The sequence below is a fragment of the Streptomyces sp. NPDC101151 genome, assembly GCF_044768335.1.
GTDB lineage: Bacteria > Actinomycetota > Actinomycetes > Streptomycetales > Streptomycetaceae > Streptomyces.
In genome coordinates this window covers 253,945-274,096 of the sequence record NZ_JBIWPP010000005.1, presented here as the reverse complement: position 1 = coordinate 274,096, position 20,152 = coordinate 253,945, and the positions used below count along the sequence as shown (strand labels likewise).

15 protein-coding genes and 1 riboswitch are annotated in these 20,152 nt (G+C 69.8%); of the genes, 6 read left to right on the top strand and 9 right to left on the bottom strand.

Going from position 1 to position 20,152, the window contains the following annotated elements:
• Positions 1–2: 2 nt before the first annotated feature.
• The 3 genes from cydD to ACIRU3_RS12080 are packed head-to-tail and all read right to left on the bottom strand — an operon-like array spanning position 3 to position 6,130.
• Positions 3–3,527: a thiol reductant ABC exporter subunit CydD gene (gene cydD, locus ACIRU3_RS12090; RefSeq protein ID WP_404055087.1), complete on the bottom strand. Its 3,525-nt coding sequence runs from the start codon at positions 3,525–3,527 to the stop codon at positions 3–5.
• A 59-nt stretch (positions 3,528–3,586) separates the two neighbouring features.
• A complete protein-coding gene (cydB, locus tag ACIRU3_RS12085) occupies positions 3,587–4,606 on the bottom strand; it encodes a cytochrome d ubiquinol oxidase subunit II (RefSeq protein WP_404055085.1) in 1,020 nt (339 codons plus the stop codon).
• A gap of 15 nt (positions 4,607–4,621) precedes the next feature.
• On the bottom strand, positions 4,622–6,130 hold the full coding sequence (locus tag ACIRU3_RS12080; RefSeq protein ID WP_404055084.1) for a cytochrome ubiquinol oxidase subunit I: 1,509 nt from the start codon (positions 6,128–6,130) through the stop codon (positions 4,622–4,624).
• A gap of 207 nt (positions 6,131–6,337) precedes the next feature.
• Between ACIRU3_RS12080 and ACIRU3_RS12075 the strand changes: the two genes are divergently transcribed.
• Complete coding sequence (locus ACIRU3_RS12075) at positions 6,338–6,739, top strand: cyclophilin-like fold protein (RefSeq protein WP_404055081.1); 402 nt, start codon at positions 6,338–6,340, stop codon at positions 6,737–6,739.
• A 54-nt stretch (positions 6,740–6,793) separates the two neighbouring features.
• On the opposite strand, the gene hisC is transcribed toward ACIRU3_RS12075, so the two are convergent.
• Positions 6,794–7,873 carry a histidinol-phosphate transaminase gene (gene hisC / locus ACIRU3_RS12070; RefSeq protein WP_404055079.1) on the bottom strand — a complete coding sequence of 360 codons (1,080 nt, stop codon included), beginning with the start codon at positions 7,871–7,873 and terminating at the stop codon, positions 6,794–6,796.
• Between the two features lie 429 nt (positions 7,874–8,302).
• On the opposite strand from hisC, the gene ACIRU3_RS12065 reads away from it, so the two are divergent.
• From ACIRU3_RS12065 to ACIRU3_RS12050, 4 genes are all read left to right on the top strand, one after another.
• Positions 8,303–9,415 carry a LacI family DNA-binding transcriptional regulator gene (locus ACIRU3_RS12065; RefSeq protein ID WP_404055076.1) on the top strand — a complete coding sequence of 371 codons (1,113 nt, stop codon included), beginning with the start codon at positions 8,303–8,305 and terminating at the stop codon, positions 9,413–9,415.
• Between the two features lie 388 nt (positions 9,416–9,803).
• Positions 9,804–10,880 carry a metallophosphoesterase gene (locus tag ACIRU3_RS12060; RefSeq protein ID WP_404055074.1) on the top strand — a complete coding sequence of 359 codons (1,077 nt, stop codon included), beginning with the start codon at positions 9,804–9,806 and terminating at the stop codon, positions 10,878–10,880.
• A gap of 181 nt (positions 10,881–11,061) precedes the next feature.
• A complete protein-coding gene (locus tag ACIRU3_RS12055) occupies positions 11,062–11,922 on the top strand; it encodes a hypothetical protein (RefSeq protein WP_404055071.1) in 861 nt (286 codons plus the stop codon).
• Between the two features lie 186 nt (positions 11,923–12,108).
• Positions 12,109–13,290 carry a serine hydrolase domain-containing protein gene (locus ACIRU3_RS12050; RefSeq protein ID WP_404055068.1) on the top strand — a complete coding sequence of 394 codons (1,182 nt, stop codon included), beginning with the start codon at positions 12,109–12,111 and terminating at the stop codon, positions 13,288–13,290.
• A gap of 743 nt (positions 13,291–14,033) precedes the next feature.
• Here ACIRU3_RS12050 and thiC read toward each other — a convergent pair.
• Complete coding sequence (gene thiC / locus ACIRU3_RS12045; RefSeq protein ID WP_404055066.1) at positions 14,034–15,836, bottom strand: phosphomethylpyrimidine synthase ThiC; 1,803 nt, start codon at positions 15,834–15,836, stop codon at positions 14,034–14,036.
• A riboswitch (TPP riboswitch) is annotated at positions 15,829–16,002 on the bottom strand. It overlaps the preceding gene by 8 nt.
• Positions 16,003–16,082: 80 nt before the next feature.
• On the opposite strand from thiC, the gene ACIRU3_RS12040 reads away from it, so the two are divergent.
• Positions 16,083–17,651, top strand: coding sequence for a YibE/F family protein (locus ACIRU3_RS12040; protein ID WP_404055493.1), 1,569 nt, complete (start codon positions 16,083–16,085; stop codon positions 17,649–17,651).
• A gap of 96 nt (positions 17,652–17,747) precedes the next feature.
• Here ACIRU3_RS12040 and ACIRU3_RS12035 read toward each other — a convergent pair whose 3' ends face one another.
• From ACIRU3_RS12035 to ACIRU3_RS12020, 4 genes are all read right to left on the bottom strand, one after another.
• Positions 17,748–18,185 (bottom strand): SsgA family sporulation/cell division regulator, encoded by a 438-nt coding sequence (locus tag ACIRU3_RS12035; RefSeq protein WP_404055063.1) that lies wholly within the window; start codon positions 18,183–18,185, stop codon positions 17,748–17,750.
• A gap of 99 nt (positions 18,186–18,284) precedes the next feature.
• Positions 18,285–19,199 (bottom strand): IclR family transcriptional regulator, encoded by a 915-nt coding sequence (locus ACIRU3_RS12030; protein WP_404055061.1) that lies wholly within the window; start codon positions 19,197–19,199, stop codon positions 18,285–18,287.
• Positions 19,200–19,401: 202 nt separating this feature from the next.
• Positions 19,402–19,614: a DUF5326 family protein gene (locus ACIRU3_RS12025; protein ID WP_351802827.1), complete on the bottom strand. Its 213-nt coding sequence runs from the start codon at positions 19,612–19,614 to the stop codon at positions 19,402–19,404.
• A 167-nt stretch (positions 19,615–19,781) separates the two neighbouring features.
• On the bottom strand, positions 19,782–20,099 hold the full coding sequence (locus tag ACIRU3_RS12020) for a cupin domain-containing protein (RefSeq protein WP_404055057.1): 318 nt from the start codon (positions 20,097–20,099) through the stop codon (positions 19,782–19,784).
• Positions 20,100–20,152: the final 53 nt, after the last annotated feature.

The following is a 20,152-nucleotide window of genomic DNA, read 5'->3' as shown; positions in this document are numbered from 1 at the left end:
CGTCACCGCGCTCCTGCCACCGCCCCCGCCAGGGGCTCCACCGCCGCTTCCCGCCGTGCCATTTCCCGCAACGGCCCGTCCACGGCGGCCAGCTCCGCGTACGTCCCCCGCTGCACCACGCGGCCGGCATCGAGCACGATCACCTCGTCCACCGCGCCCAGCCCCGCCAGCCGGTGCGTGATCAGCAGCGTCGTACGGCCCTCGGTGGCCGCCAGCAGATCCGCGGTGAGCGCGTCCGCAGTCGGCAGGTCCAGGTGCTCGGCCGGCTCGTCCAGGACGAGGACCGGGAAGTCGGCGAGCAGCGCGCGGGCCAGCGCGAGCCGCTGCCGCTGTCCGCCCGACAGCCGCGCCCCGTGCTCGCCTACGAGCGTGTCCAGGCCGGCGGGCAGCCCGTCCACCCAGTCCAGCAACCGGGCACGGGCCAGCGCGTCGCGCAGATCGGCCTCGGTGGCGTCCTTCCGGGCGAGCAGCAGGTTCTCGCGCACGGTGCTGTCGAAGAGGTGCGCGTCCTGGGCGCACAGTCCGACGAGCCGTCGTACGTCGTCGCCGGCCAGCGCGGACGCGTCCACACCGGCGAGCGTGTACGAGCCCGCCGCCGGGCCGAGGAACCGCAACAGCACCTGGGCGAGGGTCGTCTTGCCGGAGCCGGAAGGGCCGACCACGGCGATCCGGCGGCCCTGCTCCAGCGTCAGGTCGAGTCCGTCGAGCGCGTCCCGGTGCCCGCCCGCGTGCCGGGCGGCCAGGCCCCTGACCACGACCGGGAAGGGCGAGGCAGGCGCCTGCCGGGGCCGCTCCGGCTCCCGTACGGGCTCCGGGGCGTCCAGTACCTCGTACACGCGCTCTGCGCTCCGGCGCACCCGCTGCCGGTGGCGCACGGCGAGCGGCAGCCCCAGTACGGCCTCGAAGGCGGCCAGCGGGGTGAGGACCACCACGGCCATCGCCACGCCCCCGAGCCGGCCCGCGGCCACCGCCTGGGCACCGAGCAGCGCGGAGGCGGTGACGGTCAGGCCGGAGAGCAGCGCGGTGAGCCCGTCGCCGAGCGCGGTGACGGTCGCGGCCCTCGAGGCGATCCGGGTGAGCGTTCCGTCGGCCTGACGGGCGGCGGTCGTACGGGCCGGCAGCGCGCCGGCGACGGTCAACTCGGCGGTACCGGTGAGCAGGTCGGTCACACGGGTCGCGAGCACTCCCCGGGCGGGCGCCAGCCGACGCTCGGTACGCCGGGCCGCGGCAGCGGTGACGAGGGGAACACCGGCACCGGCCGCGAGCAGCCCCGCCGCGAGAGCGACCCCTGCCGCGGGCAGCAGCCAGGCCGTGAAGGCGACCGATGCGCTGGAGACGGCCACCGCGACACCGGCGGGCAACAGCCACCGCAGCCAGTAGTCCTGGAGCGCGTCCACATCGGAGACCAGCCGGGAGAGCAGATCGCCGCGGCGGACCGTCCGCAGGCCCGCGGGCGCCAGCCGCTCCAGCCGCCGGTAGACGGCGACCCGGGTGTCGGCCAGCATCCGCAGCACGGCGTCGTGCGACACCAGCCGCTCGGCGTACCGGAAGACGGCCCGCCCGATCCCGAAGGCGCGCGTCGCCGTCACGGCCACCATCAGGTACAGCACCGGCGGCTGCTGCGAGGCCCGCGAGATGAGCCAGCCGGAGGTGGCCATGAGCCCGACGGCGCTACCGAGCGCCAGGCTCCCGAGCAGCAATGCGAGAAGAAGCCTGCCGCGCTGGGAACCCGCCAGCGCCCGGACCCGGGCGAGCACACGTCGTTGAGGGGCGGCGGCGCCGTCTTCGGCCTCGGTCGCGGCCTCGGCCTCAGCAGGGCCGCGCGCTTCCAGCGAGCGCCTCCCGGGGGTGTCGTGTCCGGTGGCCACGGCGGCGGACGACTCGGCGACAGGGGACTCGGGAAGGTCCAGTCGCACCACCCGGTCCGCCACCTCCAGCAGCGCCGGCCGGTGCACCACCAGCAGCACCGTGCGGCCCACCGCGAGGCGCCGCACCGCCGCCACGACCTCGGCCTCGGTCGCCCCGTCCAGCGCGGCGGTCGGCTCGTCCAGCAGCAGCACGGGCCGGTCGGCGAGGAAGGCCCGGGCCAGCGCGAGCCGCTGCCGCTGCCCGGCGGACAGCCCGGCCCCGTCCTCACCGAGCACCGTGCCGATCCCCTCGGGCAACGCGTCCACGAACTCCAGCGCGCCCGCGTCCCGCAGTGCCCGGCGCACGGCGGTGTCGTCCGCGTCGGGCCGGGCCAGCCGTACGTTCTCCGCGATGGTCCCGGCGTACAGGTGCGGCCGCTGCGGTACCCAGGCGATCCGCGAGCGCCACGCCTCGAGGTCGACGTCGGCGAGATCGGCTCCCCCGACCCGCACCCGGCCCTCGGCCGGCGGTACGAACCCCAGCAGCAGGGTCAGGAGCGTCGACTTGCCCGCGCCGCTCGGCCCGACCAGCGCCACGGTCTCGCCGGGCTCGACGGTGAAGGACACGCCGGTCACGGCGGCCGCCGACCGCCCCGGATAGCGGACCGCCACCCCTTCAAAGGCCACCGAGCCCTCGGGAACCCCCGTGGTGCCGGATGCCGGTACCGGTGTCTCCAGCACGGCGAAGATCTCCTCCGCCGCGGCGAGCCCCTCCGCCGCCGCGTGGTACTGCGCCCCCACCTGGCGCAGCGGCAGATACGCCTCGGGCGCCAGCACCAGGATGACCAGGCCGATGTAGAGGTCCATGTCGCCGTGCACCAGTCGCATGCCGATCGTCACGGCGACCAGCGCGACGGACAGCGTGGCCAGCAGCTCCAGGGCGAACGAGGAGAGGAAGGCGATCCGCAGGGTCCGCATGGTGGCCTGGCGGTACTCGCCGGTGATCCGGCGGATGGACTCCGCCTGCGCCTTGGCCCGGCCGAACACCTTCAGCGTGGGCAGCCCGGCGACCACGTCCAGGAAGTGACCGGACAGCCGGGACAGCAGCTGCCACTGACGGTCCATCCGGGACTGGGTGGCCCAGCCGATCAGCATCATGAAGAGGGGGATGAGCGGAAGAGTGCCGACGATGATCGCCGCCGACACCCAGTCCTCGGTGACGATCCGCGCCAGCACGGCCGCCGGAACGACCACCGCGAGTCCCAGCTGGGGGAGATAGCGAGAGAAGTAGTCGTCGAGGGCATCGACCCCACGTGTGGCCAGGGTGACCAGCGAGCCGGTCCGCTGCCCGCTCAGCCACCCCGGGCCCAGCTGAGCGGCGCGCTCCAGCAGCCGACCCCGCAGCTCCGACTTCACGGCCGCGCTCGCGCGGTGCGCCGCGAGTTCGGTGAGCCACGCGACGACCGATCGCCCCACGGCCACGGCCACCAACAGCAGCAGGGGAGTGCGCAGTTCAGTGACTGACTGTCCATGCTGGAAGGCTCCGACCACGACCTCGGCGATGAGCATCGCCTGGGCAATGACCAGCCCGGCCCCGACGGCCCCCAGACCGACGACCGCCATGAGGAAGAAGCGGGTGGCACGGGCGTATCGCAGAAGGCGTGGATCGATTGGTTTCACGTGAAACATGCCCTTCGGTCCAGAGGGTGTGTTTCACGTGAAACACACCCTCGCCGGACTCAGTGTGCGGCGCCGGCGGCAGCGTCAGGAGCGATGTGCTGCGTGCCGATCCGCTTGCGGAACACCCAGTAGGTCCAGCTCTGATAGAGCAGGACGAGCGGTGTGGCGATCGCCGCGCACCACGTCATGATCTTCAGGGTGTACGGGCTCGACGAGGCGTTGGTGACCGTCAGGCTCCAGTCCCCGTTGAGCGTGGACGGCATGACGTTCGGGAAGAGCGACAGGAAGAGCATCGCCACGAAGGCCACGATGGTCACGCCGGACAGCGCGAACGACCATCCCTCGCGCCCCACCTGGTTGGCCACGAGAGCAACCACCAGGGCGGCGACCGCCACGATCAGAGCCACCAGGCTCTTGCCGTCACCGCTGTCGGCCTGCGTCCACAGCAGGAAGCCGAGCGCCAGGACAGCCGTGACGAGACCGACCCACAGCGCCAGCTTCCGTGCCCGCAGCCGGATGTCGCCGACGGTCTTCAGCGCGGTGAACACCGCCCCGTGAAAGGTGAACAGAGTGAGCGTCACCAGGCCGCCGAGCAGGGCATAGGGGGTGAGCAGATCCCCGAGGCTGCCTACGTACTCGAAGTTCCGGTCGATCTTCACGCCCCCCACGATGTTCCCGAAGGCCACGCCCCACAGGAACGCCGGGATCAGCGAGGTCCAGAAGATGGCTGTCTCCCAGTTGCGCTGCCAGTTCTCCTCGGGCCGCTTCGCCCGGTACTCGAAGGCCACGCCCCGGACGATCAGGCAGACCAGGATGACCAGCAGCGGCAGGTAGAAGCCGGAGAAGAGGGTGGCGTACCACTCCGGGAAGGCGGCGAAGGTCGCGCCGCCCGCCGTGAGCAGCCACACCTCGTTGCCGTCCCAGACGGGTCCGATGGTGTTGATCAGCACCCGGCGCTCGGGCCGGTTCCGGGCGAGCAGCTTGGTGAGGATGCCGACCCCGAAGTCGAAGCCCTCCAGGAAGAAGTAGCCGGTCCACAGGACGGCGATCAGGACGAACCAGACGTCGTGAAGTTCCATGACTGTTCCCTCGGCCTAGTACGAGAAGGCCATCGGCTTGTCGGCGTCACGCGTGTCGCCGCCGATCTTCGTGGGCGGGTTGAGGTCGGCCTCGGTCAGCTCGGGCGGGCCGGCCTTGACGTACTTCGCGAGCAGCTTGACCTCGATGACGGCGAGGATCGCGTACAGCGCGGTGAAGACGATCATCGAGGTGAGGACCTCGCCCTGGGAGACACCGGGGGAGACCGCGTCCCGGGTCTGCAGGACGCCGTAGACGGCCCACGGCTGACGGCCCATCTCGGTGAAGATCCAGCCCCAGGAGTTGGCGATCAGCGGGAAGGCCAGGGTCCAGATCGCGATGCGCCAGTACCAAGTGGTCAGCTTCGGGCCCAGCGCCTTGTTCTTGAACAGCACCAGGTGCGGCACTTCGTCGTCGCCGACCCTCAGGTGCTTCGGCAGCATGAACTTCTTCCGGGTCAGCCACAGTCCGGCGATGCCGATGGCGAAGGAGGCCATGCCGAAGCCGATCATCCAGCGGAAGCCCCAGAAGGCCACCGGGATGTTGGGCCGGTAGTCGCCGGGCCCGAACTTCTGCTGCTCGGACTTGTTGACGTCGTTGATGCCGGGGACGTAGGAGGTGAAGTTGTCGTCGGCGAGGAAGGACAGCAGGCCCGGGATCTCTATCGCGACGGTGTTGTGGCCCTTCTCCACGTCGCCGTAGGCGAAGATCGAGAACGGCGCCGGCTTCTGGCCGTCCCACAGGGCCTCGGCGGCCGCCATCTTCATCGGCTGCTGCTTGAACATGACCTTGCCCAGCACGTCGCCGCTGACAGCGGTGAGCAGGCCGGCGATGACCACGGTGATGAGGCCGAGCCGCAGCGAGGTCTTCATCTCGCGGATGTGCTTCTTGCGGGTCAGGTGGTAGGCGGCGATGCCCACCATGAAGGCCCCACCCGTCAGGAAGGCCGCTGAGAGGGTGTGGAAGGCCTGGCTGAGCGCGGTGTTCTGGGTCAGGACGTGCCAGAAGTCGGTGAGCTCCGCCCGGCCCTTCGCCTTGTTGATGCGGTAGCCGACGGGGTGCTGCATCCAGGAGTTGGCCGCGAGGATGAAGTACGCCGACAGGATCGTGCCGATCGAGACCATCCAGATGCAGGCCAGGTGGATCTTCTTGGGCAGCTTGTCCCAGCCGAAGATCCACAGCCCGATGAAGGTGGACTCGAAGAAGAACGCGATCAGGGCCTCGAAGGCTAGCGGGGCGCCGAAGATGTCACCGACGAAGCGCGAGTAGTCCGACCAGTTCATGCCGAACTGGAACTCCTGCACGATGCCGGTGACCACACCCATCGCGATGTTGATCAGGAAGAGCTTGCCCCAGAACTTCGTCGCCCGGAGGTACTTCTCCTTCTCCGTGCGCACCCAGGCCGTCTGGAGCCCGGCGGTGAGGGCGGCCAGGGAGATCGTCAGCGGGACGAACAGGAAGTGGTAGACGGTGGTGATGCCGAACTGCCAGCGCGCCAATGTTTCCGGCGCCAAAGCCAAGTCCACGTCATCAGCTCCTTACTCCGCCGCGGTAGCGGCAGTTTGCCCCTTTTGTCACGTACAACACGGGAGCAACCGGGACACGCTTGTGAACGCGTTCACATTCACAAGCCATTATGACGCACTGATTTTCGGTGATCGAAGGGGGGTCCCCCCTTCGCCGTGACGTCAGGATCTTGGCAGCGACTTCAACATCTTGTTGAATTGCACGCCATGCAGATACGGATTTCCTGGCCCGCGGGCAACGTCACCGCGGCCCTCGACGACACACCGACCACCCGGGCCCTCGGCAAGGCCCTGCCGCTCGCCTCCACCGCCCACACCTGGGGCGAGGAGGTCTATTTCGACACAGGTGTCTCTGTTTCACGTGAAACGGACGCCCGGCAGGTCGTGGAGCCTGGCACGGTGGCCTTCTGGACGGACGGCGATGCCCTCGCCCTCCCCTACGGACCCACACCGATCTCGCGGGGCTGGGGGTCCCCCCGAACGGAGTTCGGAGGAGAGTGCCGCCTCGCCAGCCCGTGCAACGTACTCGGCCGCCTGGACGGGGACCCCGCCGTCCTGGCGACCGTGCGCGACGGCGACCCCGTACGCGTGGAACTGATCGACGAGTAGGGCCCCGCACCAGGCGAGGCCCCTCGGAACCGCTCGAACTCCTGCGGAGCTCTCTCAGATCTCCTTGTGGAACGCTTCCGCCACCTTCAGGAAGATGTCGTTCGCCTCGTTCTCGCCGATCGTCACCCGCACGCCCTCGCCCGCGAACGGCCGGACCACCACACCGTGCTCCTCGCAGGCCGCCGCGAACGCGACCGTGCGCTCCCCCAGCCGCAGCCACACGAAGTTGGCCTGGGTCTGCGGGACCGTCCACCCCTGGGCGCGCAGCGCGTCGACCACGCGTGTGCGCTCACACACCAGCGAGCCGACCCGGCCGAGCAGCTCGTCCTCCGCCCGCAGCGAGGCGATCGCCGCCTCCTGCGCGAGCTGGCTGACGCCGAAGGGCACCGCCGTCTTGCGCAGCGCCGCAGCCACCGGATCGTGGGCGATCGCGAAACCGACGCGCAGCCCGGCGAGGCCGTAGGCCTTGGAGAAGGTCCGCAGGACGCAGACGTTGGGCCGGTCCCGGTACAGCTCGACGCCGTCGGGCACCTCGGTGTCGCGGATGAACTCCCGATAGGCCTCGTCCAGCACCACCAGCACATCGCCGGGCACCCGGTCGAGGAACCGCTCCAGCTCGGCCCGCCGCACCACCGTGCCGGTCGGGTTGTTGGGGTTGCAGACGAAGATCAGACGCGTCCGGTCGGTGATCGCGTCCGCCATCGCGTCCAGGTCGTGCACATCGCCCGGCGTGAGCGGCACCTGCACCGACCGGGCGCCGCTGATCTGCGTGATGATCGGGTAGGCCTCGAAGGACCGCCAGGCGTAGATCACCTCGTCGCCGGGGCCGCTGGTGGCCTGGATCAGCTGCTGGGCGACGCCCACCGAGCCGGTGCCGGTGGCCAGGTGGGAGAGCGGCACACCGAAGCGCTCCGCCAGCTCGTCCATCAGCCCGCTGCAGGCCATGTCCGGGTAGCGGTTGAAGGTGGAGGCCGCGGCCGTCAGGCTCTCCATCACCCCAGGCAGCGGCGGATAGGGGTTCTCGTTGGAGGACAGCTTGTAGGCGACCGGCCCGCCGGCCGCGGCGGGCTTTCCCGGCTTGTAGGTGGGAATACCCTCCAGCTCGGCGCGCAGCTTGGGGCTCGTCTCGCTCACCGCAGTCCTCCTCGCGACCACCGGCGGACCGTCGACGCCGCCGGCTTCCAATACTCCACACCTTATGAGGATTCGGCGCCCGTGCGTACAGGTGCGGGGCAGCAAGAGGCAAACCTCATCGGTCCCGCAGGCATCAGGGGCATCACCCGACGAAGGCGTACGTATCGGGGGGCGCGCCGCACATATATCTACGCGCCGGTAGCTCGCGCCGTGGCGCGCATCACCCGTGAAGGTGAGTTGAGACCTCTTCGAGACATCGGGCACTTGGCAGGCCCATGCGCGTCGACAAGTCACGTCTTGCCATGGGAACGTTCAACTGTCTTGCATTCTAAGGCAGTTGACCTTGAATGACCTTGCAGAAACGTGCCTGTCAACGCGTGCATATGCGTCCGCACTACCCCACCGCATGAGCCCTACTATCGGCTCGCCATGACAGCAGCAGGGAAGCACCAGGTGAGCCGCGCGGAAACCTCACGTCGAGGCAGTCGGCCGGGCCGGGCGGGCATCAGAGACGTGGCCGCCGCCGCCGGGGTCTCCATCACGACCGTGTCCGACGCCCTCAACGGCAAGGGCAGGCTCCCAGATGCCACCCGCCGCCACGTCCGCGAGGTCGCCGACCGGCTGGGGTATCGCCCCTCGGCCGCCGCCCGCACCCTCCGTACCGGCAAGTCGGGTCTGATCGGCCTGACCGTGACGACGTACGGGGATGAACCTTTCACCTTCACGGAGTTCGCGTACTTCGCCGAGATGGCGCGCGCCGCCACCTCGGCCGCGCTCGCCCGTGGCTATGCTCTGGTCATCCTGCCCGCGACCTCCCGCCATGACGTGTGGTCCAACGTGGCGCTGGACGGCACGGTCGTCATCGACCCCTCCGACCAGGACCCGGTGGTCAGCGAACTCGTCCGGCAGGGCCTGCCGGTCGTCTCCGACGGCCGCCCGGCCGGCTCGCTCCCGGTCACCGCATGGGTCGACAACGACCACGAGGCCGCCGTCCTCGGCATCCTGGACCACCTCGCCGACGCGGGCGCCCGCCGGATCGGCCTGCTCACGGGCACGACGACGGACACGTACACCCATCTGTCGACCACGGCCTACTTGCGCTGGTGCGAGCGCGTCGGCCAGGACCCGGTCTACGAGGCCTACCCGGCGCACGACCCGTGCGCGGGCGCCGTCGCCGCCGACCGGCTGCTCGCCCGGCCCGACCGGCCGGACGCCGTCTACGGCCTGTTCGACCCCAACGGCACCGACCTGCTCGCCGCCGCCCGCCGCTACGGCCTGCGCGTCCCGGACGACCTGCTTCTGGTGTGCTGCAGCGAGTCCACGGTGTATGCCAACACCGAGCCGCCCGTCACCACGCTCTCCCTGAAACCGCGCCGGATCGGCACGGCGGTGGTCCAGCTCCTCATCGACGCCATCGAGGGCCTCGAGTCGGACCAACCTGTCGAGCAGGTGATACCGACGGAACTGATCGTGCGTACCTCGTCCCAGCGGCGGCCCCCGCGTACGACCGTCAGCCCGCCGCGGACCCCGGAAGGGGGATAGCCGGGAGATGGCAGGGCGGGCGCCTCGCGGGCACGCGATGGCCGCCCGCCGGGCACTCCCGGACGGCTCGCCGCGCGCGATCCGAACCGGGCTGCACGGTGTGGCGGGCCCACCCGTCAGGGCTCGGCCACCTCACTGCGTGCGCCGCGCGCCCCCAAACGGGTCGGTCGACCGTCAAGCCGCACGGCCGAGGCATGACGGACAGCCGGTCGAACCCCTGCCCAAACGGGGCGAAAGCCGCGGTGAACCGGAGTCCTGCTCTGATTCACCACCCCTGGGTCATCACACGGCGCGACGCGCATTCCTATGATGGGCCCACGACACCGCGGGCCGCTGCGACCAGGCAGTCCGAAGCGGTGCAGTTGCGGCGTGATGGTGGAGGGGTCTGATGACTCAGGGGGCCGGTCAGGGACCCGAGACGGAGCGAACGGCGACGTTGCGCGACTTCCGGGTGCCCGCGTACGTCAACGAGACCGGTCCGTACGTCCACACCCACCCCGGTGACACCCTCCCGCCCGTCGACGAGGCCTACCCCGAGGGCTACACACCCACCCAGCGCGACCTGCCCGTCATCAACCGCGGCGACACGCTCCAGGTCACCGTCGAGCCGGTGGCCGCCGCCCCCGCCCCGCAGACCACCACCGGGCCCGGCCCGCTGTACGTGGTCGGCGACGTCCACGGCTACCTGGACGAACTGGTTGCCGCCCTGCGGGAGAAGGAGCTGATCGACGCCTCCGGCCAGTGGTGCGCGGGCACCGCCCGGCTGTGGTTCCTCGGCGACTTCACCGACCGCGGCCCGGACGGCATCGGCGTCATCGACCTGGTGATGCGGCTGTCCGCCGAGGCGGCCGCGGCCGGCGGCTACTGCAAGGCCCTCATGGGCAACCACGAACTGCTGCTGCTCGGCGCCAAGCGGTTCGGCGACACCCCCGTCACCTCCGGCGCCGGCACCGCCACCTTCCAGGCGGCCTGGCTCCTCAACGGCGGCCAGAAGACCGACATGGACCGCCTCCAGGACCACCACCTGCAGTGGATGGCCCGCCTGGACGCCGTCGAGGAGGTCGACGGGTTTCTGCTCGTCCACTCCGACACCACCGCCTACCTCGACTACGGCGACTCGATCGAGGCGGTCAACGACACCGTCCGCGAGACGCTCACCCGCAACGACGCGGACGAGTGCTGGGACCTGTTCCGCAAGTTCACCAAGCGCTTCTCCTTCCGCGACGAGGGCGGCGCCGACGCCGTGCGCTCCCTGCTCGATACGTACGGCGGCACCCGCATCGTTCACGGTCACAGCCCCATTCCGTACCTGCTCGGCGAGGTCGGCTCCGAGGACGACGAGGAGGGCAGCGGCCCCGTCGTCGAAGGACCGCACGTCTACGCCGGGGGACTCGCCATCGCCATGGACGGCGGCGTGACCATGGCCGGAAAGCTGCTGGTCCAGCAACTTCCCCTGGATGGCTGAGCGTTTACGGGGCAGACGCACCCCGAATGCATGCGCGCAGGTCGGCACGTAAATTCCGGCAACCCCCTGTCACCGTGTGCCGTCACGGCTCTACCATCGGCTTATCCGTAGCAGGCTCCCCTCCGTTTCTGCCCGACGGCTCGCCGGCGTGCGAGCCCCAAGCCCTACGGAGCATCGGGGGATGCACATGAACAGCGTTCCGCAGCACCTGCTGAACGAGGACCGCCAGGAATTCGCGCGGGTCCTCGATGAGGCGCTGCGCTCCGCACCACAACGACCCGAACTGGCCGCTGTCGGACAGCGGCTCAACCCCGAACAGCTGCGCACCATGGCGCTCAACGCCACCGCACTCATCACGGCGGCCGCGACGACGGAGTACCAGCACTACGTGAAGGTCCGCGAGGAACTGCGCCACCCGGCGCCGTCCACCCCCTCGGCCGCCCGCGATTCCGGTTCCGAGCCGGCTTCGGGCGCGATGGGGCTCGCCACCACCCTCGGCGAGGCCGCCGAGACCACCGGCGCGGGTGCCATCGCCGTGATCGCGGTGCTGGCCCCCGTCCTCGCCGGGACCGCCGCGGCGATCTTCCTGCTCGTCGGCTACATCCTGAGAATGCTGGCCCCGGGCCAGGCCTTCGCCCAGACCATGCTCACCGCGGGCTGGGTGTTCGGTGCCGTGACCGCGGCCGCTATCCTCGTCGCCGCGGTCGGGCTGCTGCTCACGGCCCTGCGCAACAGCGCCTCGGCGGAAGCCGAAGCCCACGAAGCGGCGAGCGAGGAAGTGGCCAGGGCCAGAGCGGCCTGGCGGGAGGCCCTGCTGGAGCGCGGCGTCCTGCCGTTCCTGCGGGACGCGCTCGCCCAGCCCGGCACGGCGGCCCTGCGCCGCACGGCCCCGTCGGCCCCGACCAGCCGCATGCCGCGCCTCGGCTACGACCGGCCCGGCTTCAGCAGCCCCGACGACGGCTCTGCCTCCGGCCGCCCGAGCTTCACCAGCCCGGACTACACGAGCCCCGACTTCGGCGGCCCGGACCACCAGCCGGAATAGCCCGGCTTGCGCCCCCGCCAGGGGCGCGGCCGGACATCCGGCCCGCCCGCACCAGGACCACAGGCGTCCTGGAAGCGGACCTGCCGCATAGCGCGCACCGCGGGTGTCCCCTCGGGGCTCCGCCCGGGTCTCATCGGGGGACATCCCGGATGTCTTCGCGCTTCGGCGCCGACAGCATCGACCCCCATGGACTCCCTCTCCCGACGCTCCCTCATGAGGGCCTGCGCCGTCACCACACTGACGCTCGGATCCTCGAACGCCACCGCCCGAGCGGCGGCCCGGACGACGGCCCGGACCGCCGGCCCTCACCGCGCCGCCCTCCGGCCGCCGGTGGACACCGCAGCGCTGCGGGCCGCGATCGGCGACCTCTCCCATCCGCCCGCCACCTCCGCCCAGCTACTGGTCGAGTGCCGGAGCACCCACTGGTACGGCACCGCGGGCGCGGCGGACCTCACCAGTGGACGAGACGTCCGCCCGGACGACGGTTTCCGCGCGGGCAGCATCACCAAGTCGCTCGTGGCCACCCTCGTTCTACGACTCTGGGCCCAGGACCGCATCGACCTCGACGCCCCCATCGGCCGCTACCTCCCAGGACTCCGCCTTCCTCCCACTTTCGGCCGCATCACCGCGACCCAGCTGCTGAACCACACCAGCGGCCTGCCCGACCACCAGGGCCTGCCGGACCTCGGCACCCCGGAAGCCGTCCTGCAACACCGCTTCGACCGGTGGACCCCGCAGCAATGGGTCCGGACGGTGACCGGCAGTCCCCTCAAATTCGCTCCGGGCACCTGCCAGGAGTACCGGGGCATCAACTACGTCCTGCTCGCCCTGCTCCTCGAGAAGATGACCGGCCGACGGTACGGCGACGCAATCGCGGACCGGATCCTGCGCCCGCTGGGCCTGACCCGCACCCTGTTCCCGGGTGACGATCCGCGCCTGCACGGCCCGCACGTCCACGGCTATCTGCGCCTGACCGACGGCTCCCTGCGTGATGCCACGGTCTACAACCCGTCCAGTTCCTGGGGCGAAGGCGAACTGGTTTCCACCTCGGCCGATCTCTTCCGCTTCCAACAAGCCCTGTTCTCGGGAGCCTTGCTGTCACCGAAGGCGATGGACAAGCTGTTCACCCTGCCACCGGCCACGGTGCGCATGCTGGACGGCAGCCCGGCCCGCTACAGCATGGGCCTGCAGACAGCCACCGTGAACGGCGTGACCTTCTGGGGCAAGACCGGCGAGAACTACGGCTACCGCACCCGTATGTTCGCCACGCGCGACCTGACCACCCGGTTCCTCCTGTCCTACACCCCGACCCCGCTGAACACGGCCGAGGACATGACCAACCGGGTCGTCACCGTCCTGACCGCCTGACCCCGCGCTGTCCACCGGCCAGTGCCGGCGCATCCGCATCAGCACCGGCCCCGACGGCACCGAGATCTCACCCATGCGCGCCGCAGAAGCCCGCCTCACACTCGGAGTCGCCGCCGCTCGCATGGGTGAGATCGAAGAAGCCATCGGCATGGGGACCAAGGCCCTGGAGGCGGACCGGAAGTCGCTCCCGTCGCTGCTTTTTAGTCGCTGACGAGCTGGATAAGGAACTCAGGTCCCGATACCCCCGCGAAGCTGCTTCGCGTGACTTCCACGAGCAGGTGATGACGATCAAGCGTGGCGCCACCAAGCCCGAGCTTCCATTCTGAGTGTCACCTACCTCGTCCGGGCCCCCGCCGAGTGGGGCCCAGACTCTCAGGTACGGCGCGGTGGCCCTGCCCACGAGCAACTCGTGAACAAAGCCAGCGGTGAAGTGGCCGGAAAGTCAAGGGCCCCACAACCAGTTCGGCGAAGCTGCATTGGGCTGAAGGCGTCGACAAGAAGAGCCTCTCCATCTCTTGGAGAGGGATTCGATATGGTTCGTTTTCCCTCGTCAGAGGCCCATCCGGTCCACTGAGAACTAGCCAACTCTGGCGAACAGGATCGGGGAAGGCCACGCAGACTGCATATCTAGCAAAGTGTCGACTCCAGCAGTACATGCCCCTTCGCTTCAGGAAGATGGGGCGGTCCGTGCGCCCGGGTCGGATCTCCCCCGACCGGCCGCACGGACCGTCAACAGGTGTGCCTCAGTCCGCGATCGGCAGGTACACCCGGCTCCCCGCCTCAGCAAACTCCTTCGACTTCTGGAGCATCCCCTCAGCGACCTCCTCCGGCGACGCCCCGTCAGCCGCCGCACCACCGAACCGCTCTGTGATGCTTTGACTAATCTTCATGCTGCAGAACTTCGGCCCGCACATGGAGCAGAAGTGGGCCGTCTTGGCGGGCTCGGCCGGCAGCGTCTCGTCGTGGAACTCCCGTGCGGTGTCCGGGTCCAGGGCGAGGTTGAACTGGTCCTCCCACCGGAACTCGAAGCGGGCGTCGGACAGCGCGTCGTCCCACTCCTGCGCGCCCGGGTGCCCCTTGGCGAGGTCGGCCGCGTGGGCGGCGATCTTGTAGGTGATGACACCGGTCTTGACGTCGTCACGGTTGGGGAGGCCCAAGTGCTCCTTGGGCGTGACGTAGCAGAGCATCGCCGTACCCCACCAGGCGATCATCGCGGCACCGATGCCGGAGGTGATGTGGTCGTACGCCGGCGCGATGTCCGTCGTCAGCGGGCCGAGCGTATAGAACGGAGCTTCATCGCAGATCTCCTGCTGAAGGTCGATGTTCTCCTTGATCTTGTGCATCGGGACGTGCCCCGGGCCCTCGATCATGGTCTGTACGTTGAAACGCTTGGCGATCGTGTTGAGTTCCCCGAGCGTGCGCAACTCGGCGAACTGCGCCTCGTCGTTGGCGTCCGCGATCGAGCCCGGCCTGAGGCCGTCGCCCAGCGAGTACGTGACGTCGTAGGCGGCGAGGATCTCGCACAGCTCCTCGAAGTTCTCGTACAGGAACGATTCCTTGTGGTGCGCCAGGCACCACGCGGCCATGATCGAGCCGCCGCGCGAGACGATGCCAGTCTTGCGGTTGGCGGTGAGCGGCACATACGGCAGGCGCACGCCCGCGTGGACGGTCATGTAGTCCACGCCCTGCTCGGCCTGCTCGATGACAGTGTCCTTGTAGATCTCCCAGGTCAGTTCCTCGGCCTTGCCGTCGACCTTCTCCAGCGCCTGGTAGAGCGGCACCGTGCCGATGGGGACGGGGGAGTTGCGCAGCACCCACTCGCGGGTGGTGTGGATGTTGCGGCCGGTGGAGAGGTCCATGACCGTGTCGGCGCCCCAGCGGGTCGCCCAGGTCATCTTCTCGACCTCCTCCTCGATGGAGGACGTCACCGCGGAGTTGCCGATGTTGGCGTTGACCTTCACCAGGAACCGCTTGCCGATGATCATCGGCTCGATCTCCGGGTGGTTGACGTTGGCCGGCAGCACCGCGCGCCCCGCGGCGATCTCCTCGCGGACCACCTCGGGAGACACGTTCTCCCGGATGGCCACGTACTCCATCTCGGGCGTGATCTCGCCGCGGCGCGCGTAGGCGAGCTGCGTGACCGCCTGGCCGTCACGGCCCCGGCGCGGCTGACGCGGGCGCCCGGGGAAGACCGCGTCCAGGTTGCGCAGCCCACCGCGCGGCGAGGTGTGCTTGATCCCGTCGTCCTCGGGGCGGACGGGACGGCCCGCGTACTCCTCGGTGTCGCCGCGGGAGATGATCCAGTTCTCGCGCAGCGGCGACAGGCCCCTGCGGACGTCGGTGTCGACGTGTGGATCGGTGTACGGGCCCGATGTGTCGTACAGCGTGACCGACTGCCCGTTGGTGAGGTGCACCTGGCGGACGGGCACGTGCAGGTCGGGGCGAGTGCCCTCGACGTACGCCTTGTGCCAGCCGATGGACTTCCCGGCCTCCTGGGACTTGTCGTCCTGGACGGAGGCAGGCGTGCGTGCGTCCTTGTTGGTCATGAGACCTACTCCCTACGCCGGCATTACCCGGTAACAGGTTCGGCGGTCGACGCAGCGGTTTCCGTCTGTCGATGTTTCCCGTGAAACCACGTTCCACGTGAAACATCGCAAATACGGAGGTCAGCGCCCTCTCAGCCCGGTGCTCCGAGCTCCCGCGTGTGCAAAGGTGCCTCCACGCTAGCGTCAATTCGGGCGCGGTGAACAGAGGGCCCCTATCGTTCTTGCGATGATCGGGCGGTGACCACGATGGAGCAGTACCCGTACCCGCCACCCGAGCCGCCGCGCGGAGGCGGCTCCGGACAGGGCGGCGGACACGGCCATGACGGCCACGGAGACGGTGACGGCCCCGGTCAGGCCCCCCGCGGCAGCAGCGGTGCCGACCACGACCACGGGCCGGTGCGCACCGGCCATGCTCCCGGGCATTCTCACGGGGACGGGCATGCCCACGCCTCGCGTGGCGACGGCGGCAACGGGCACCGGCACGGCCCGGGTCCGGGCAGCGGGCATGGCCACTCGCACGGTCACAGCCACAGCCATGGCCCTGCCGCGCCCGTCTCGAAGCATCTGCGCAAGGTCATCGCGGCGATCCTGATCCCGTTCACCGCGGCGGTCGTGGTCGGCCTGGTGCTGCTCTGGCCGGGTGGAGCACCGTCCCACGAGCGGACCGGCGTCGGCTTCGACCGGCAGACGCAGCAGGCGACGGTCGCCAAGGTCGTCGAGGTGAGCTGCAAGTCGGTGAATGCCTCCGGGGACGCCCCGACCGGCGACACCTCCACCGCGGAGGGCAACTCGGCACAGCAGGAGGCAAAGGGCACCTGCAAGAAGGCGACGGTCCGGGTCGACACCGGCAAGGACGAGGGCCGTACGTTCACCGAGATCGTGCAGCCGGACCAGTCGCGGCAGTTGCGGCAGGGCGAGAAGGTCGTGGTCGCCTACGAGCCCTCGGCGCCGAAGGAGCTGCAGTACTCCGTCACCGATGTGAACCGTAAGTTCCCGATGGCACTGCTCGCGGGGATCTTCGCGCTCGCCGTCGTGGTGGTGGGCCGGATGCGCGGTGTCATGGCGCTGGTCGCGCTGGCCGTGAGCTTCCTGGTGCTGACGCTCTTCATCCTGCCCGCGATCCTGCAGGGTTCGAATCCGCTGCTGGTGGCCGTCGTCGGGGCGAGTGCGATCATGCTCATCGCGCTCTACATGTGCCATGGGCTGTCGGCCCGTACATCGGTCGCCGTGCTCGGCACGCTGGTCTCCCTCCTGCTGATCGGTGTCCTCGGCTCGGAGTTCATCGACTGGGCCGCGCTCACCGGCAACACGGACGACAACACCGGCCTGATCCACGGCCTGTATCCGTCGATCGACATGAGCGGCCTGCTGCTGGCCGGCGTCATCATCGGTTCCCTCGGTGTCCTGGACGATGTGACGGTGACGCAGACGTCGGCGGTCTGGGAGCTGCACGAGGCCAACCCGGTGATGGGCTGGCGCGGGCTGTACCGGGCGGGCATCCGGATCGGCCGCGATCACATCGCCTCGGTGGTCAATACCCTTGTCCTCGCGTACGCCGGAGCCGCGCTGCCGTTGCTGCTGCTGTTCTCGATCGCGCAGAGCAGCGTGGGCACGGTGGCCAACAGCGAGCTGGTCGCCGAGGAGATCGTGCGCACGCTGGTGGGTTCGATCGGCCTGGTCGCCTCCGTCCCGGTCACCACCGCCCTCGCCGCCCTGGTGGTGTCGGCCGACCGGCCGGGACCGGACACGGCGGCCCCCGCCGGGGCCCAGCCCGCTGCGGCACGCGGCGGCCGGGGTCGGCGCCGGAAGCGGTGAGCGGCCCGGCCAGGGCCGGAAAACCGCCGGAGAAGCGTTCCTGCACAGTCTCACGCGGCACGGCGGAGCGCCCTGGCGCCCCGTTGCCGTAAGGCTTCAGCCGGCGCTCTGTTCCTCGGCCAGGATGCGGTCCAGGGCCTCGTCGAGGTGGGCGTCGAAGTCGGCCAGCGCAGCCTCCTGGCCGAGCGGCACGAGCTTGTCCGTACGGTCGAGGAAGGCCACGAGCGGCGGCGTCGAGGAGCGGAACAGGGCCTGGTCGCCACCGACCTGAAGCCGGATCAGCACCTCGCCCAGCACCTCGGAGTCGACGGGGGCGATGTGCACGTCCCCCTCCCCGCACGGCCGCCCGACCCCGTCGATCATCAGCTCACGACCGAAGGCCCAGGTCACCGGGGCATCGCCGGGCAGATGGAAGGTCAGCCGCACGGCATAGGGATCACAGGTCTCGTAGCGCAACTCCACCGGGATGCGGAAGGAGAGTTCCTCCGACACGAGAAAGCTCATCATGACTTCTGCCTGTACGGATTCGCGCATCGCCTACCCCGTCAAATGACATCGACCGGCCGGGTTTGATCCCCTCGACCGTGGTCAAATCTTGCTGAACGTACACAGCAGATCACAAGGAGTGAGTTTTCAGATACTGATAGAGAGCATCAGCGAGCCCAGTTGGCGCCCGATCTCGACCTGCAAGCGGTGGGCGGCGGGCAGCAGTCGTTCGGCCTGGTGGGCGGGGAGCGAGATGGCCATCGTGACCGCGGTGGTGCCGACCGTGATCGGAATCGCCGCGCAGACCGTGCCCAGCGCGTACTCCTGGCGCTCCACCACCGGCTCCATCCGCGGGATCCGGGCCAGTCGGCGCAGCAGGGAGTGGTTGTCACGCACGGTGTACGGCGTGATGGACTGCACCGGATAGCGGGCCAGATGGTCCCGGCGGGCCTCCTCGTCCAGCTGGGAGAGCAGGCACTGCCCGATCGCGTGCGCATGCCCCGTCTCGCGGAAGTCGGCCCATTCCTCGACCGCCGGGGACTCCCGCGAGTCGGAGACGTACATGACCTCGATCTCGCCGTCCCGGTACATCGCGTAGTACACCGGCGCGCCGATGGCATCACGCCAGTGGGCGAGGGTGTCGGCCACCGTGCTGCGACGTTTCTGCTGCGCTCCGCTGCTGCTCAACCGCTCGGCTGCGGTGCCGAGGAAGAACAGCCCTTTCTCCCGGCGCAGGTAGCCCTCGTGCACCAGGGTGCGCAACAGGTGATACGTCGTGGGCAGGGCGAGACCGGTCTCGCGGGCCAGCTGCTTGGCGGGGGCGCCGTACTCGTGTTCCGCGACGGTCTCCAGCAGTCGCATCGCGCGCTGGACGGATCCGATGAGGGTCGCGGCGGTCGGCTGCCCCGGGACGTCCGCGGAGTGTGCTGGTCCTGGGAGGGGGCCGGCGTGTGGCTGTCCTGGGACGGTCGCGGCGGGCGGTCGCTGCACGGGGGGCGTGCAGGAGTGCGGCGAGGTGAGCGGTGCGTGCGGTCCTGACGGTGCGGTGTCAACCGTGGCCAAGGGTCACTCCCGGAGCGCGAGGGTGGGGCAGCCCGTGCGGAGGAAACACGGGGTGGGGGTGTACGCCGCCCGCGGGGCCCGGCCCCGCGTGGGGTTCCGGACTCTAACCGCCCGCCACCGCGTGCAGACGGCCTGCCGGGGAAACTTCCCTCCCCCGAGGGAACCGGTGAATCCCGTTACCGGTCACCGGCTCCCACGTGCCTCACCAGTCTCCGCGCGACGAGGAGTTCGACATGAACTTGCGCACGATGTAGATCAGTCCGCCGACCAGGGCGACGAAGACCAGCGCCTTGAAGAGCAGGCCGATCACGAAACCGACGACGGTCGCTATCAGGCCGCCGAACACGACCAGGGCGATGACCGGCACCGCGACCCACTTCACCCACCACGGCAGCCCCGCGAAGATCTCTCGCATTTGCCCTCGTCCTTTGTGTTCCGGTGCGTTCACGGCGTACTGCCCGCTGTCGTGGACGCAGTTGTCGATGTCTGCCTCCGATGCTAGAGCCGCCGGAGGGGCCGGCGGGGGTCCCGCACCCCTTGTCCTCCCCTGAGCCGCCCCCTAGGGAACCCCGGGACCCGGACTCAGGCCTCAGGCGGAGAGAAGACGACCAGAACCCGCAGATCCTCGCTGATGTGGTGGAACTTGTGGGCGACGCCGGCCGGCACGTACACCACGCTTCCCCGCGCCACCTGCGTGGTCTCGGGGCCGACCGTGATCGACGCGCGGCCGCTGACGACGAAGTACACCTCGTCCTGGCTGTGCGGCTTCTGCGGGTCGTGCTCGCCCGCGTTGAGGGCGTACAGGCCGACCGACATGTTGCGCTCCCGCAGGAACTGCAGGTAGGCCCCCTCGTTGGCGGCGCGTTCCGTCTCCAGTTCGTCCAGCCGGAATGCCTTCATCGCTGTTGTCCGCCCTCGCCCCACTGCTCGCCGTCGATCTGGTCTGCCACGAT